15 protein-coding genes are annotated in these 13,950 nt (G+C 71.4%); 9 read left to right on the top strand and 6 right to left on the bottom strand.

The genetic code is table 11. The features are described from left to right. The first annotated feature begins 270 nt into the window (after nucleotides 1–270). Complete coding sequence (locus tag ACFVT5_RS08935) at nucleotides 271–2,598, top strand: MMPL family transporter (RefSeq protein ID WP_389883126.1); 2,328 nt, start codon at nucleotides 271–273, stop codon at nucleotides 2,596–2,598. A gap of 37 nt (nucleotides 2,599–2,635) precedes the next feature. On the opposite strand, the gene ACFVT5_RS08930 is transcribed toward ACFVT5_RS08935, so the two are convergent. Further along, nucleotides 2,636–3,322, bottom strand: coding sequence for a response regulator (locus tag ACFVT5_RS08930; RefSeq protein WP_389883123.1), 687 nt, complete (start codon nucleotides 3,320–3,322; stop codon nucleotides 2,636–2,638). Further along, nucleotides 3,319–4,701 (bottom strand): sensor histidine kinase, encoded by a 1,383-nt coding sequence (locus ACFVT5_RS08925; protein ID WP_389883120.1) that lies wholly within the window; start codon nucleotides 4,699–4,701, stop codon nucleotides 3,319–3,321. The genes ACFVT5_RS08930 and ACFVT5_RS08925 overlap by 4 nt, the downstream gene beginning before the upstream one ends. Nucleotides 4,702–4,832: 131 nt before the next feature. Between ACFVT5_RS08925 and ACFVT5_RS08920 the strand changes: the two genes are divergently transcribed. From ACFVT5_RS08920 to ACFVT5_RS08905, 4 genes are all read left to right on the top strand, one after another. Then, nucleotides 4,833–5,450, top strand: a complete 618-nt coding sequence (locus ACFVT5_RS08920; protein WP_389883117.1) for a class I SAM-dependent methyltransferase — start codon at nucleotides 4,833–4,835, stop codon at nucleotides 5,448–5,450. A gap of 72 nt (nucleotides 5,451–5,522) precedes the next feature. Continuing rightward, nucleotides 5,523–5,693, top strand: a complete 171-nt coding sequence (gene rpmF, locus ACFVT5_RS08915; protein WP_389883114.1) for a 50S ribosomal protein L32 — start codon at nucleotides 5,523–5,525, stop codon at nucleotides 5,691–5,693. A gap of 116 nt (nucleotides 5,694–5,809) precedes the next feature. Continuing rightward, nucleotides 5,810–5,947: a hypothetical protein gene (locus tag ACFVT5_RS08910; RefSeq protein WP_389883111.1), complete on the top strand. Its 138-nt coding sequence runs from the start codon at nucleotides 5,810–5,812 to the stop codon at nucleotides 5,945–5,947. Nucleotides 5,948–5,953: 6 nt separating this feature from the next. After that, on the top strand, nucleotides 5,954–7,093 hold the full coding sequence (locus tag ACFVT5_RS08905; RefSeq protein WP_389883108.1) for a site-2 protease family protein: 1,140 nt from the start codon (nucleotides 5,954–5,956) through the stop codon (nucleotides 7,091–7,093). 48 nt (nucleotides 7,094–7,141) lie between these two features. Here the strand turns inward: ACFVT5_RS08905 and ACFVT5_RS08900 are convergent, their stop codons facing one another. Beyond that, entirely contained in the window at nucleotides 7,142–7,618 is a 477-nt protein-coding gene (locus tag ACFVT5_RS08900) for a nucleoside deaminase (RefSeq protein ID WP_389883105.1), read from the bottom strand. A gap of 283 nt (nucleotides 7,619–7,901) precedes the next feature. Between ACFVT5_RS08900 and ACFVT5_RS08895 the strand changes: the two genes are divergently transcribed. Continuing rightward, nucleotides 7,902–8,165 (top strand): hypothetical protein, encoded by a 264-nt coding sequence (locus tag ACFVT5_RS08895; RefSeq protein WP_389883102.1) that lies wholly within the window; start codon nucleotides 7,902–7,904, stop codon nucleotides 8,163–8,165. Nucleotides 8,166–8,175: 10 nt separating this feature from the next. Here ACFVT5_RS08895 and ACFVT5_RS08890 read toward each other — a convergent pair whose 3' ends face one another. After that, nucleotides 8,176–9,288 (bottom strand): DNA glycosylase AlkZ-like family protein, encoded by a 1,113-nt coding sequence (locus ACFVT5_RS08890; protein WP_389883099.1) that lies wholly within the window; start codon nucleotides 9,286–9,288, stop codon nucleotides 8,176–8,178. 172 nt (nucleotides 9,289–9,460) lie between these two features. Beyond that, nucleotides 9,461–10,324 (bottom strand): SDR family NAD(P)-dependent oxidoreductase, encoded by an 864-nt coding sequence (locus ACFVT5_RS08885; protein WP_389883096.1) that lies wholly within the window; start codon nucleotides 10,322–10,324, stop codon nucleotides 9,461–9,463. Nucleotides 10,325–10,499: 175 nt separating this feature from the next. Between ACFVT5_RS08885 and ACFVT5_RS08880 the strand changes: the two genes are divergently transcribed. Beyond that, complete coding sequence (locus ACFVT5_RS08880; RefSeq protein WP_389883093.1) at nucleotides 10,500–11,093, top strand: TetR/AcrR family transcriptional regulator; 594 nt, start codon at nucleotides 10,500–10,502, stop codon at nucleotides 11,091–11,093. A gap of 46 nt (nucleotides 11,094–11,139) precedes the next feature. On the opposite strand, the gene ACFVT5_RS08875 is transcribed toward ACFVT5_RS08880, so the two are convergent. Then, a complete protein-coding gene (locus tag ACFVT5_RS08875) occupies nucleotides 11,140–12,102 on the bottom strand; it encodes an EamA family transporter (RefSeq protein WP_389883090.1) in 963 nt (320 codons plus the stop codon). Between the two features lie 93 nt (nucleotides 12,103–12,195). Between ACFVT5_RS08875 and ACFVT5_RS08870 the strand changes: the two genes are divergently transcribed. Next, entirely contained in the window at nucleotides 12,196–12,339 is a 144-nt protein-coding gene (locus tag ACFVT5_RS08870; RefSeq protein ID WP_389883087.1) for a hypothetical protein, read from the top strand. Between the two features lie 122 nt (nucleotides 12,340–12,461). Then, entirely contained in the window at nucleotides 12,462–13,910 is a 1,449-nt protein-coding gene (locus tag ACFVT5_RS08865; protein WP_389883084.1) for an MFS transporter, read from the top strand. Nucleotides 13,911–13,950: the final 40 nt, after the last annotated feature.

Raw genomic sequence — 13,950 nt, 5'->3', positions numbered from 1 at the left:
CCGGTTCCGCACCCCGGGGCGTCGTCCGAGCTCAAGGAGCTGGGCCTCACCGAGAGTCTGCCGACCGGCTACCGGCTCTCACCCCGGGGCGAGACGGTGACCCGGACGCGGGAGAGCGGCGCCCCGGACTGAGGTCGCCTCCCGATGCCGTGGGCGCGGAACCGTTCTTGAATGGGCACGTCGGCAGTCCCCGACGCGCCGTTCCCGAGGTCGGTGGCGGCCCCGCACGGCCGCTCTCCGGACGGCCGAATCCCCGCCCGGAGAGCCTGTATGCCCATCCCGAAGCAGCCGGAGCCGTCCCCTCCGCACCCGCCTGGCGCGGATGGTCCCGGGCGTACGGAACCACCCCGGCGGCCGGGTGTGCTGCGGCGGCTCGGCGAGTGGTGCGCGCACCACTTCGTCGTCGTGATCATGCTGTGGCTGGCGGCACTGGGCGGTGGGCAGGCCCTCGTTCACGCGTACGGCGGTGACTACTCCGACAATTTCTCGCTGCCCGGCACCCAGGCCCAGGAGGGCCTCGACGTGCTCAAGCAGCACGACCCGGCGGCCGGAGGGTACGGCGCGCAGATCGTCCTTCATGACGCGTCCACACCGCTCGTCGACTTCAAGGACCAGGTCGCGACGACCGTCGGGAACCTCCAGAAACTGCCGCACGTACTGTCCGCGCAGAACCCCTTGGCCACGGGCACGCCGTCGCAGGGCTCCGGCGCGCCGAACGTGGGGCCGCTGTCCACGGACGGCAAGACCGCGTACATCACCGTCCGGTTCGACACCCAGCCCTTGGTACTCGGCACGTCGTATCTGCCGGGTGTCGACCAGGCCGTTCAGCCGCTGCGCGCGGCGGGCGTCGAGGTCGAGTACGGCGGGAGTCTCGGCGAACTGGCCCGTCCGCACGTCAACGACCGCTCCAGCGAGCTGATCGGTTTCGGCGTGGCCATCGTCGTGCTGCTCGTCGGGTTCGGCAGCATCCTCGCGGCGGGCGTGCCGCTGGTGACCGCTCTGGCGAGTGTCGTCGTCGGTCTCGCGGGGCTCGGGCTGCTGGCGGCGCTGCTCACCTTCGCCACGGTGTCGCCCACCCTCGCCACGATGATCGGTATCGGTGTGGGCATCGACTACGCCCTGTTCCTCATCACCCGGCACCGGCAGCACCTGATGGACGGCCAGGACCCGGTCACCGGCGCCGGTCTGGCCGTGGCCACCAGCGGCCGGGCCGTACTCGTGTCGGGCTGCACGGTCATCGTCGCGCTGGCCGGGCTCTCCGTGTCGGGTGTGTCCTTCATCAGCAAGCTCGGACTCGCCGCCGCGGTCACGGTCGTGACGGCGGTGCTGGGCGCCCTGACGCTGGTACCGGCCGTGCTGGGGCTGATCGGGCGGCACATCGACAAGTACCGGGTCCGCACGCCGGTCGCGGAGGCGGAGACTTCCGGCACGGGCGGTGGCGCGGCGGGCGATGTCTCCGGGGCCGAGGGCGGGACCTGGCACCGGTACGCCCGTCGGGTCGAGCGCCGGCCCTGGTGGTTCCTCGGCGGTGGCGTGCTCGTCGTCGGGATTCTCGCGATCCCTCTCTTCTCCATCCAGCTCGGGCACATCGGGGACGGCGCCGATCCGACGTCGTTCACGGACCGGCGCGCGTACGACCTGATGTCCTCGGCGTTCGGTCCCGGGTCCAACGGTCCGCTGACCCTCGTCATCGACCAGACGCAGGTGCCGCCGGCGGACCGGTCCGCGCTGGCGACGCAGGCGCAGAAGTCGCTCACAAATGTGCCGGGGGCCGCTTTCGTCACGCCGCTCATGCCCACGTCCGACGGCGATGTGCTGATCGCGACCGCCTATTCGGACGCGTCACCGCAAGATGTGTCCACCACGCACCTCACCAACCGGCTCTCCGACGACGTCCTGCCGCAGGCGGTCGCCGGGACGGCCGCGAAGACCTATGTCACCGGGACGACCGCCGCCCAGGTCGACTTCCTCGACGTGGTCTCCAGCCGACTGCCGCTGATCATCGCGGTGGTCGTGGCGCTGGCGTTCATCCTGATCCTGCTCGTCTTCCGCGGGGTGCTCATCGCCGTCAAGGCGGCCGTCCTGAACGTCCTGTCGATCGCCGCCTCGTACGGGGTGGTCGTCGCCGTGTTCCAGTGGGGCTGGGGCGGCCCCGCGCTCGGAGTCTCGGGCAAGGTGCCCATCGAGAGCTATGTCCCCATGATGATGTTCGCGATCGTCTTCGGGCTCAGCATGGACTACGAGATCTTCCTGCTGTCCCGGGTCCATGAGGCATGGCTCAAGACCGGCCGGGCGAAGGACAGCGTGGCGCACGCCCTGGCGATCACGGCCCGGGTCATCACCTGTGCGGCGCTGATCATGGTGAGTGTGTTCGCGGCATTCATCGTCAGCGAGAACATCGTGGTGAAGATGCTCGGTCTCGGCCTCGCCGTGAGCGTCCTCATCGACGCCACCGTCGTACGGCTGCTCATGGTGCCGGCGGTGATGACACTGCTCGGGACGGCGGCCTGGTGGACTCCGCGGTGGCTCGACCGGATCCTGCCGAAGCTCGACACCGAGGGCACCGGCGAGACGGAACCGGCGCACCGCTCGCCGTAGGGAACCGGCGACGGCGGCTCATGGGTCGCTGACGGGTTCAGTGGTCGCTGACGCGGACCAGCCCGCTCTCGTACGCGAAGATCACCGCGTGGATCCGGTCGCGGAGGCCCAGTTTCGTGAGGGCGCGGCCCAGATGGGTCTTGACGGTGGTCTCGCCGACGAACAGGCGGGCCGCGATCTCGCCGTTGCCGAGGCCCCGCGCGACGAGCGTCAGGACCTCGCGCTCACGTTCGGTCAGGGCGGCCAGGCGCTGGGCCCGCTGGGGTGCGGCGGCGGGGATGACATACCGCTCGACGAGCCGGCGCGTGACCGAGGGCGCGACCATGACCTCGCCGCGCAGGACGGCTCGTACGGTCACGAGGATCTCCTCGGCGGGCGCGTCCTTCACGAGGAAGCCGCTGGCTCCGGCGCGCAGTGCGGCGTACGCGTATTCGTCCAGGTCGAAGGTGGTGACGACCAGGATCCGGGGTCCGCTGTCGCGCGGCGAGCCCGCGCAGATGTGTTCGGTGGCGGCGAGTCCGTCCATGCCGGGCATGCGGACGTCCATGAGGACCAGGTCGGGTGCCAGTTCGGCGGTACGGGCGATGGCCGCGGCGCCGTCCGCGACCTCGCCGACGACGGTCAGGTCGGGTTGGCTGTCGATGACCATGCGCAGCCCGACGCGGATCAACTCCTGGTCGTCGCAGACCAGCACACGCGACGGCGCGGTATCGGCGGCCGTCATGGCAGCGCCACCGTCCGCGGCTGTTCCACGACGGCGAGCGTCGCGGCGACCCGGTAGCCGCCGTCCGGTGTGGCGCCCGCCTGCACGGTGCCGCCGAAGAGGGCGGCGCGCTCCCGCATACCGGCGAGGCCACGGCCCGACGAGGGAAAGGCGGCGCGCGCTCCGCCGTTCCCGGTCGCCCCTGTGTTGTCGACCCGGATACGGATCAGGCGGCCGGCGTCCAGGGGCGTGAGGGCGACGCGTACGTGGGTGAGGGCGTCCGGTGAGGCGTGCTTGATGACGTTGGTGAGGGCTTCCTGCACGATCCGGTACGTCTGGAGCGCGGCGCCCGCGGGCAGTCCGGCGGTGTCTCCGGTGAGGTCCAGGGTGGCGGGGGTGCGTCCGGCGCCGAAGCGGGCGACCAGTCGGTGGAGGTCGGTGAGGGCGGGTTGGGGGCCGAGTCCGGGGCCGTCGCCGAGAGCGGAGTCGTCAGCGGGGGCGGGCACGGGGACGGCTGCGAGTTCGGGTGCGCCGGGCGTCTGACCATCGCCGGCGGTCTCGTTTCCTCCGGTACCCGCCGTCTCGCTTCGGGTGCCGGTGGCGTCACCGCGTTCGGACCCGGTCGCCAGTACGTCGAGCAACCGCCGCAACTCCCCCAGCGCGTCCCGTCCGGTCGCGCTGATGACCCCGAGGGTCCGGTCGACCGCGTCGGGGTCGGTGTGCCGCATCAGCCGGCCGCCCTCGGCGTTGACGACCATGACGCTGACGCTGTGGGCGAGGATGTCGTGTATCTCGCGGGCGATACGGCCGCGTTCCTCGGCGACGGCGGCGCGCGCGAGTGCCAGCCGCTCCGACTCGGCGAGCGCGATCCGCCGTTCGAACTCGGCGAGATAGGCGCGCCGTGCCCGCAGGTACTCCCCGAGGATCCACGCCCCGGCGAGCATCAGCACCGTGGTCAGCGGGGTCACCCACACCTGCCGTGTGGCCGGCCCGCTGAAGTCCTCGTAGCGGTGCAGCCAGGCCGGAAGCAACACCAGCATGCACACACCCGCGAACGCGGCGGACAGGGCGGCGGGGCGGCGCAGGCCGCGTACGACCAGGGAGTAGAGGACGGCGGCCAGCGCGAGGGCGCCGCGGCCCGGTTCGGGGCCCCAGACCTGGCCCAGGCACTGCGCCCAGAACGCCGCCGTGACGATCACCGCGACCGCGACCGGGTACCGGCGGCGCCACAGCAGGGGCAGCGCCAGCGCGGCGTACACGACGGCCTGTACCCACAGGGGCCGCCACTCGGGCCGCTCCGCCATCGCGGGCGGGAAGGCCACGAACAGGACGAGGAGGACATCCGTCAGGCGCGGATGCCTCAGCCGCCGACGGGACAGGGATTCGGTCAGGCGATGCACCGCCCCACGCTAGGACGGCGCCCGCGCGGGGCGCGTCGTCCTGTGGGGCGTACCGGGTCCTCCTGCGGGAGGACCCGGGCGGACCGGGGATCGGACGCGCGGCCACCCGGCGGGTTCCGAGCATGGCGGCCATGTCGATCACCAGGGAATTCCTCAGACGGCCGCTCACGACCGGAGCGGTGGCCGCCAGCTCACGGCGGCTGGCGCGCGCGATGACGGACGGCATCGGTTTGGACGACGCCCGAGTGGTGGTCGAACTCGGCCCGGGGACAGGCGCGTTCACCGGTGCGATCCTGTCGCGTCTGGCGCCCGGCGCCCGACTGGTCGCCGTCGAACTCAACCCGGTGCTCGCGGCGCGGCTGGCCGACCAGTGCCGTGACGACCGGCTGGACGTGGTCCGCGCGTCGGCCGCCGATCTGGCCGCGCTGGTTCCGGACCGGGTGGACGCGGTGGTGTCCGGGCTGCCGTGGACCGTGATGCCCCAGGACCGGCAGTGCGGCATCCTCGACGCCGTGACCGAAGTCCTCGCGCCCGCCGGACGGTTCACGACCTTCGCCTATGTGCACGCCGCGTGGACACCACCGGCGCGCCGTTTCGCCGCCGCGCTCGACCGCCGCTTCGGCACGCTGGAGCGGTCCGCCGTGGTGTGGCCGAACCTTCCGCCGGCCTTCGTCCACCGTGCGCGGAACCCCATGCGGAGCCCCGCACAGGGCTCCACGCAGAGCCCTACACGAAGCCCTATTTCATAATGGGATCCATTTTCATGTAGCGTCGGCACCGTCAGCCCGACCTACCGGTTCCCGTCGCTCCAGGAGTTCGTCATGGCCGTTCCCAAGCGGAAGATGTCCCGCAGCAACACCCGCCACCGCCGCTCCCAATGGAAGGCCACGACACCGCAGCTGGTGCCGGTGACCGTGGACGGCGCGGTGTATCTGGTACCGCAGCGCCTGGCCAAGGCGTATGAGCGGGGGTTGCTGCGTCCCGACGGCTGAGTCCCGCGACGAGTGCCGGAGCCGGAGCCTGGCGCGCCTCCGGTCCGCCCTTCCGTTCCGGCCCTCCGGGGTGGACGCTGGAGGTGAAGGTACAAGCCTCTCGTCGAGGTGATCGCATGCCTGCGACCCCGAAGATCATGAGCGACGTGATGACGCGCGCGCCCGGCGTCGTGGGCCGCCGCGGCCCGGTGGCCGACGCCGTCGGACGCCGTATTCCACTCGGCAGACGTCGTATTCCGCTCGGCACTGGCTAGCCGGCCATGCGCGCGACCTTCGTACTGGGACGGATCGCCGGGGTCCGGGTGGGGGTGCACTGGAGTGTTCTGGTCATCCTCGGCATCATCGCGTTCGGGCTCGCGCAGGGGCGTCTCCCGGGCGCCTACCCCGGCGACAGCCCGGCCCTCTACTGGCTGACGGGGATCGTGACGGCCGTCGTCTTCCTCGCCTCGCTGCTCGCGCACGAACTCGCCCACGCCGTCGTGGCCCGCCGCAACGGCGTCGACGTACAGGACATCGTCCTGTGGCTGCTCGGCGGCGTGACCCAAATGACCACGGAGGCTCCCGCCCCGGGGGCCGAGGTGCGGATCGCCGGGGTCGGCCCGCTGGTCAGCCTGGTACTCGGCGGGGTGTTCGCGCTGCTGGCGTGGCTGACCGCCCAGGTGGCCGGTATCGGGCTGCCCGTGGAGGCCCTGGCCTGGCTGGCGGGGATCAACGTACTGCTCGCCGTGTTCAACTCCGTGCCCGCCGCCCCACTGGACGGTGGCCGGCTGCTGCGGGCGTTCCTGTGGTGGCGTACGGGAGACCGAGTCCGCGCCACGGTGGGGGCGACCAGGGCCGGGCGGGTGTTCGGCTGGTTCCTGGTGCTCGCGGGCTTCGTCCTGTTCCTGCGCAGCGGGAACATCGGGGATCTGTGGCTGACGCTGATCGGCTGGTTCCTCATCGCCGCGGCGACCATGGAAGGACGGCAGGCGGGACTGCGCGAGGCGCTGTCGGGCGTGCCGGTGGGGCGCGCGATGACACCTGATCCGATCACGGCGCACCGCTGGCTGTCCGTGGGTGACTTCCTCGCCGATCCGCGCTACCGGTTCCGCCACTCGTCCTTCCCGGTCACGGATGTCGACGGCGCTCCGGTCGGCCTGGTGACACTGACGCTCGCCCGGCAGGTGCCGCAGGAGCGCCGGACCACGGTGACGGTGGGTGACGTGATGCTGCCGCTGTCGCGTGTGACGGTCGTGGGCGCCGGCGACCCGCTGGTCGGACTGCTGTCCGTCATGCGGTCCGGGGCGGAGCACCGGGCGCTGGTGCTGGACGCGGGCCGGCGGCTGGTCGGCATCGTGTCCCTGTCGGACATCAGCAGAACAGTGGCCTGGCTGACGGACCCCCACGCGAGGAAGGGCTGACCCGCGGGCGGCGGGGGCCACGTTCTCATGGCGCCCGGCCTGCCGCGCTCAGGTCGCCCCGTGGAAGCGGCGGTGCAGCTCGTGCACTTCTTCCGTGAGGGTGGGAATCGGGCCTTCCACCACGAGGTCGGGGACGATGTCCCGGATCGGGAGGGTGCGTACGGGAGGCGCGGGGATCCCCAATTCGCCGAGCCAGGCGGACAGTTGCTCGGAGGACGCCACGTACACGATACGGCCAAGACCGACCCAGCCGTGGGCGGCGGCGCACATCGGGCAGTGCTCGTTGGAGGTGTAGACGGTCGCCGCCGCCCGCTCGTCAGGGGTCAGGTGGGCGGCGGCCCAGCGTGCCAGTTCGAACTCCGGGTGGCGGGTCCGGTCGCCCGAGGCCACACGGTTGTGGTCCTCGGCGAGTACGGTGCCGTCCGCCGCGACGAGCAGCGAGCCGAAGGGTTCGTCACCCGCCTCCAGGCTTTCGGCCGCCAGCTCCACGCAGCGGCGCAGATACCGCAGCTCGGTGTCGTTCACGGGCGTGCTCCCATTCGTTGATCTTGAGGTGGATGGTAGAACTTTCGGTCCACCCACCGCCTGCCGCCAACCGCCCGCCGCCTTGCCGCTCTCCCTGGTCGTGGCGCGAAGTGGCCGGTTAAACACCCCCGCGCCAAGGGATTCCGCCGAGCCCCTGTCGGACCGTCAGCGGATCGCTACGGTAAGTGGCATGGATGCCAGGGACGCTCACCCGGATGAGGAGTGGCCGCTACCTCCTTCGTGGATGTGGAACTGCCTCGCGTGCACGGAGTTGTACAAGCACATGAAGCGGGCCTCGGAAGACGTGGACGCGGCGCGGGCGGCGGGTAACAAGGGGGTGGACTACGACCCCTTCGACAGTGTGGTGGGCACGCAGATCCGGCTCGGTCGGCACATCGCGTCGGACCATGCGGAGGATCTGCCGGAGGCCGATCCTTCCTGCGAGAAGTGCATGAGTGATGTGGCTTCGCGCACGCCCGAGCCGTTCATTCTGGAGCACCGCGCGCGGCATGTGTTCGCTCCGCCGAGGATCGTCGGCCTGTTGTGACTCCGGCGGATCACCGGGGCGGTGCGAGGTCCAGTCGGAGCCAGCGGGCCAGGTCCTCGATCTCCCGGTGGACCGCCGCGGTCACCGTCTTGTCGAACGGGGCGTCCTCGTGGATCGCGTGGACCCGCAGCACCCCGGCCTTCCGGTCGGCGACGGCGTCGAGCTTCCCCACCAGCCGGTCGCCGTACAGGATCGGCAGCGCGAAGTATCCCCACCGGCGGTTGGCGGGGGGCTTGTACATCTCCAGCTGGTAGTCGAACTCGAACAGCTCGGCGGTGCGTTTCCGGTCGTGGACGAGCCGGTCGAAAGGCGAGAGAAGGGCCGCGCGGCCGGTGAACGGCTGTGCCAGCAGCGCCAGTTGGGCCGGGTCCACGCGCCAGGTGCCCTTGACGCCCTCGATCACGGCCGGTTCGCCGGCCTCGCCCACGTCCGCCGGCTCGACGGGCAGTTCCGTGCCCCGGGCGCGGGCGATGCCCAGGGCGCGCAGCCGTCGCTCGTCGCGAAGGCGCGGCGCCTCGTCCAGCGGCACCACCGGTACCTCGGGGTAGACGCGTGCGGCCAGGTCCCAGAGCCGGTCGCCGCGACGGCGTCCCGCTACGGCGACCTCGCCTCGCAGCACCATCATTTCGAGGAGTTGGGTGACGTTGCGGTTGTTGGTCCACCCGGTCGACTTCCACGGCACCTCGCAGGTGTCCGGAAGTTCACGGGACGGCAGCGGGCCCGCCGTATCGAGACGGTCGAGGATGTCCAGCCGGCACGCGTCGTTGGCACGCACCCATGCGCGGCGCCGCTCCCGCCAGGGGGACAGCTCCCCGTCCCCGGCCCACTGGGCCATCTCGGCGCGGTACAGCCCGATGTCCTCGGCGGGCCGGATCATCGCGCGCAGCTCAAGCAGTGTCCGCTTCTCCAGCGCGGCGGTCAGATCGGCCGGCGCGTACGACGACCCGAGACGGCTCCATGCCACCAGGTCGGCGTTGGGGGCGACGGCGGCGGTCGGGTCGACCTGGAGCAGGGTGAGCCGACGCACCGCGTCGGCCAGCTCGGTCGGCCGCGAACCGTCCAGGAGCTGCGCGCGCACGGCGATGCGGCGGGCGTCGGTACGGGAAAGCTCGTGCGGGGTCACGAGTGGAGGTTAGGCGATCCGGGTGGGTCGCGGCGATGGTCGTACGGATCACACCGGCGCGGTCGCACCTCAGCCTCCGGAGCCTCCGACCCGACACCGTTCCTGGTTGCCGTCGATCGCACCGAGTTCCATCCGGTCCAGCCAGTTCCCTCCGGTCGGCCCCTGCCGGGTGTCAGGCCGCGGTCCGCTCCGGTGCCGAGGTGGTGCGGTCGGTGTCCTGTGCGAGGACGCCACGTGTCACGCGCTTCGCGAGGGCGGCCACCAGGGTGCGCGGGCGGCGCGGTGTCAGATGGGCGCTCAGGGCGTTGCCGAGGCCCGGCGTGACATACGCGCGGTCGGCGTCGAGGGCGCGCAGCGCGGCACGCACCACGAGTTCCGGTGTGGTGAAGGAACCGATGGCTGCCCTGCGGGTGCCCATCGTGTCGAAGAACGGGGTCTCGACCGGGCCGGGGCACACGGCCGTGACGCGGACACCGCGCCCCCGGTACTCCTGGCGCAGGGCGAGCGAGAAGTTCAGGACGAACGCCTTCGCCGAGCTGTACACGGCGAAGTACGGGCCCGGCTGATAGCCCGCCGTGGAGCCGACGTTGAGGACGGCTCCGGAGCCCTCGGCGAGCATGCAGGGCAGCAGGGCATGGGTGAGGTCGACCAGCGCGACGACATTGACCATCAGCTGGTCGTGGTCGCGCCGTGCGTCGATCTCCTCGAACCGGCCGCAGGTGCCGAACCCGGCGTTGTTCACCAACACGCCCACGGATATACGGCGTTCGGCGAGCGCGTCCGCGATGCGCCGGGCCGCGTCCGGTGCGGTGAGGTCCTGCGCGACGACGTGCGCCCGCACCCCGCAGGTCGTACGCAGCCGCTCGGCGAGGGCTTCGAGGCGGTCGCGGGAGCGGGCCACCAGGACGACGTCGTGTCCCCGCGCGGCGAGCTGGGCGGCGAACTCCGCGCCGAGGCCGGAGGACGCGCCGGTGATCAGGGCAGTGGGCTTTGCGGAGGCGAGAAGTGCGCTGGCCGGTGTTGAGGAGGCGGACACGGCTGTTCCCCTTCGGTCGAGGCGGTCGAGTGGTCGCTTCACCGTCATCTAATACACAACCGTAGCCGATTCCCACTTAACCGCAACATGCATGTCGCAGATAGGGATGGAGTCGACCCTTGCACGTATCGTTTGGGGCAGATCGCTCACCGCAAGCCCGCCCCAGGAGGTCCTCATGGGCAAGACCGCCGCGCGCCCGCTGCGAGCCGACGCCGAGCGGAGTGTGCGCGCGATCCTCGAAGCGGCCGAACGCGTCCTGGCCGCCGACCCCGGGGCGTCACTTGAGCAGATCGCGGAGGCCGCGGGGGTCGCCCGTACGACGGTGCACCGGAGGTTCGCCAACCGGCGCGCGCTGATCGAGGCGCTGGCCGAGTCCGCCGTCGGACAGCTCTCGGAGGCGGTCGAGGACGGCCGGCCGGACACGACGCCGCCGCTGGTCGCCCTGCACCGGATCACCGCCAACGTCCTGCGGGTCAAGGGCGCGTGGAGCTTCGCGCTGGGGCGGCCCGCCGACGAGGGCGGTGCCGCGGCGGCGGGCTGGGACGAGATCGGCGCGCGCTGCGTCGAACTCCTGGGCCGGGCACGGGACGAGGGGCTGCTCGCGCCCACCGCCGACCTCGACTGGGTACGCCGCGTGTACTACGCCCTCATCGGCGAGGCCCTGCACGGCGACACCCGCGACCAGGACCCGGACACCCTCGCCACCTTGGTGGTCGACACCCTCCTGTACGGGACCGGGCGCCGCGACGCCGGGCGTCACGGCGCCTGAGGCCGGGCAGCCGGGTCCGCCCAGGACCCTGGCGGGGAGGGTGGGTTCAGCGTCGGCGTTCCGTGGTCACGATCAGGCACACTCCGACGACCACGACGGCTCCGCCGAGCACGATCGGCCAGGACAGGGCCTCGCCGAGTACCAGACTGCCGAGCAGTACGGCGACGACGGGGTTCACGTACGCGTAGGTGGCGACCAGCGAGAGCGGGGCGGTCAGCAGGAGCCAGGCGTACGCGGTGAAGGCGACGAGTGAGCCGAAGACCACGAGGTAGGCGAACGCGAGCCAGGACCGGGTCGAGACGGCGCCGAGGTCGAGGCCGCGCTGCTCACCGCGGACCAGGCCGACCAGCAGACAGCCGATGCCGCCCGCGATCATCTCGTACGCGCTGGCCGTGAACGGGTCGGCGGGCATGGAGAGTTTGCCCGAGGAGAAGGAGCCGACCGACCAGGACACGGTCGCGGCGACGACCAGGAGGACGCCACCGAGCCGGACGTCGCCGCTGAGTCCGGGGACGGTGAGCACGGCGAGGCCCACGATGCCGATGAGGACGCCGCCGACGGTGGCGGCGCTGGGACGCTCGCCGGACGCGGCGCGCAGGAGGACCACCCAGGCGGGGACGACGGCGATCAGCAGCGCGGTCAGTCCTGACGGGATCGAGGTCTCGGCGAGTACGACCATGCCGTTGCCGCCGAGCAGCAGGAGCACGCCGATGAGGGCCGCCGACGCGAGTTGGGCCCGGGTCACGCGCAGGGCGGAAAGGCCACGTCGCCAGGCGACGATACCGGCGAGCACCAGCCCCGCCACGACGAACCGGCCGGCCGCCGAAAGGAACGGCGGCATCGTCTCGACGGCGATACGGATCCCGAGATACGTGGAGCCCCAGACGACGTAGACGATCGCGAGCGCACCCCAGACCTTCCCGGAGATACGGCGTCCGGTGGGTGCGGGCAGGCGCGGGGAGGTCGTGGTCACCGTGTCGCGGGGCGTGGGAGAAGCCGGGGCTGCCATGCGGGTCTCGTCTCCTGGGTGGGGCGGCAGGCGCCCGGTCATGAGTGTTCAGGGGTAACGCACATGGCACTGTGCGCAGGAGGAGAGTAGGGCATGGACCGGGCATCTCGGCAACATTTTTGCCCGACTCCGGGCAGCGCTTTTCTCGGCGTGGACGTCGAGCCGGTGACCGTCGTACGTCCGGGCTCCGGTCGACGCGACCGGGTCACCCGCAAGCGCGACGGCGAGATGCCGTAACGGCGAGTCAGCCCCCCTTGCGCCCTCCCGCACCCCTCTTGGGACCACCCGTTGAAATAGATACCCCCTCGGGGTATGTTCCTCACGAGAGATACCCCTAGGGAGTATGTGAGGTGAGTGGGATGTCCGCCATTCCGGCTCAAAGCGTCACGCGGCGCTGGTGGGCGCTCGCGTTCATCGCGATGGCCCAGTTCATGGTGATCATGGACACATCGATCATTGGTGTGGCCCTGCCCGAGATGCAGACCGATCTCGGTTTCACGCAGGGCAACCTGTCGTGGGTCTTCAACGCGTATGTCGTCGCCTTCGGCGGGCTGTTGCTCCTCGGCGGGCGCCTGTCGGACCTGTTCGGCGCCAAGCGGATGTTCAGCGCGGGATGGGCCGTACTGGCGGCCGGATCCCTGATGGCCGGTCTGGCGGGCGAGGTGTGGGTCGAGTTGGCGGGTCGGGCCGTCCAGGGCGTGGGCTCCGCACTCATCGCACCCTCCGCACTGACCCTGCTGATGATGCTCTTCGGCAACGAACCGAAGGAACTGACCAGGGCGTTCGCCCTCTACGGCGCCGCCGCACCGGCCGGAGGAACCGCCGGAGTGTTCCTCGGCGGCGTCATCACCGAGTACACGAGCTGGCCGTGGGTCTTCTACATCAACATCCCCGTGGCCGTGATCACCCTGATCGCGATCCCCCGTCTGATGCCGACCGCCCCCGCCCGCCGTGGCTCGGTCGACCTCGTCGGCGCGCTCACCGTCACCGCCGGACTGGGCGCCATCGTGTACGCCGTCGTCCGGGCACCGGAAGTCGGCTGGGGCGCCGGGCAGACCTGGCTCGTCCTGGCCGCGGGCCTGCTCCTGACCGGTCTGTTCGTCGCCGTCCAGGCACGACGGAGCGAGCCCCTGATGCGGCTCAGCATCTTCCGCACCCCCGGGCTCGCGGGCGCCAACCTCGCCCAACTGCTGCTGGCCGGCGCGTGGATCCCGATGTGGTTCTTCCTCAACCTCTATCTCCAGCAGGTCCTGGACCTCGGGGCCTTCCAGTCCGGATCGGCGCTGCTGCCGATGACCGGTGCGGTGATGCTGATGATGATCGTGGCGGCGCCTCGGCTCATGAACCGCTTCGGAGCGAAGGCGATGATCGTCGCCGGTATGACGGCCTTGGCGGCGGGGATGCTGTGGCTGTCCTTCATCCGTCCCGACGGCAGCTACGCGGTCGACGTCCTGCCCGCCTCGCTCGTCGCCGCGGTGGGCATGTCGCTGGCCTTCATCCCCTCCCTCGGTACGGCGATCTCCAGTGCCCGTCCCGAAGAGGGCGGCCTGGCCTCCGGGATCGTCAACACCAGCTACCAGATCGGCTCCGCACTCGGGCTCGCCGCCATGACCGCCATCGCCGCCGGTCAGGGCGCCGAGAAGCTGGGTGACGCGTCCGCGCTGACCGACGGTTTCTCCGCCGCCTTCATCGGCGCCGCGGCCGTCGCCGCCGCCGGAGCCGTCCTGGCCGTACTCACCCTCCGCAAGTCCCGTCAGGAAGGAGACCCCGCGTCCGCACCCGCCACGGAACCCGCCGTCAGCAACTGACCCACCACCCACCCCCGCTGCCGCCGCCCGGAACGACCGG

The organism is Streptomyces sp. NPDC058001 (genome assembly GCF_042886315.1).
Classification (GTDB): Bacteria; Actinomycetota; Actinomycetes; order Streptomycetales; family Streptomycetaceae; genus Streptomyces.
The sequence above is the reverse complement of the archived record's forward strand: the minus strand, read 5'-3'. Positions and strand labels throughout refer to the sequence as shown.

Bases quoted from the DNA above. Each gene is read 5' to 3' on its own strand.
- ACFVT5_RS08935 (WP_389883126.1), top strand. From the start codon at position 271: ATGCCCATCCCGAAGCAGCCGGAGCCGTCCCCTCCGCACCCGCCTGGC.
- ACFVT5_RS08930 (WP_389883123.1), bottom strand. From the start codon at position 3,322: ATGACGGCCGCCGATACCGCGCCGTCGCGTGTGCTGGTCTGCGACGAC.
- ACFVT5_RS08920 (WP_389883117.1), top strand. From the start codon at position 4,833: ATGTCGATCACCAGGGAATTCCTCAGACGGCCGCTCACGACCGGAGCG.
- rpmF (WP_389883114.1), top strand. From the start codon at position 5,523: ATGGCCGTTCCCAAGCGGAAGATGTCCCGCAGCAACACCCGCCACCGC.
- ACFVT5_RS08910 (WP_389883111.1), top strand. From the start codon at position 5,810: ATGCCTGCGACCCCGAAGATCATGAGCGACGTGATGACGCGCGCGCCC.
- ACFVT5_RS08905 (WP_389883108.1), top strand. From the start codon at position 5,954: ATGCGCGCGACCTTCGTACTGGGACGGATCGCCGGGGTCCGGGTGGGG.
- ACFVT5_RS08895 (WP_389883102.1), top strand. From the start codon at position 7,902: ATGAAGCGGGCCTCGGAAGACGTGGACGCGGCGCGGGCGGCGGGTAAC.
- ACFVT5_RS08880 (WP_389883093.1), top strand. From the start codon at position 10,500: ATGGGCAAGACCGCCGCGCGCCCGCTGCGAGCCGACGCCGAGCGGAGT.
- ACFVT5_RS08875 (WP_389883090.1), bottom strand. From the start codon at position 12,102: ATGGCAGCCCCGGCTTCTCCCACGCCCCGCGACACGGTGACCACGACC.
- ACFVT5_RS08870 (WP_389883087.1), top strand. From the start codon at position 12,196: ATGGACCGGGCATCTCGGCAACATTTTTGCCCGACTCCGGGCAGCGCT.
- ACFVT5_RS08865 (WP_389883084.1), top strand. From the start codon at position 12,462: ATGTCCGCCATTCCGGCTCAAAGCGTCACGCGGCGCTGGTGGGCGCTC.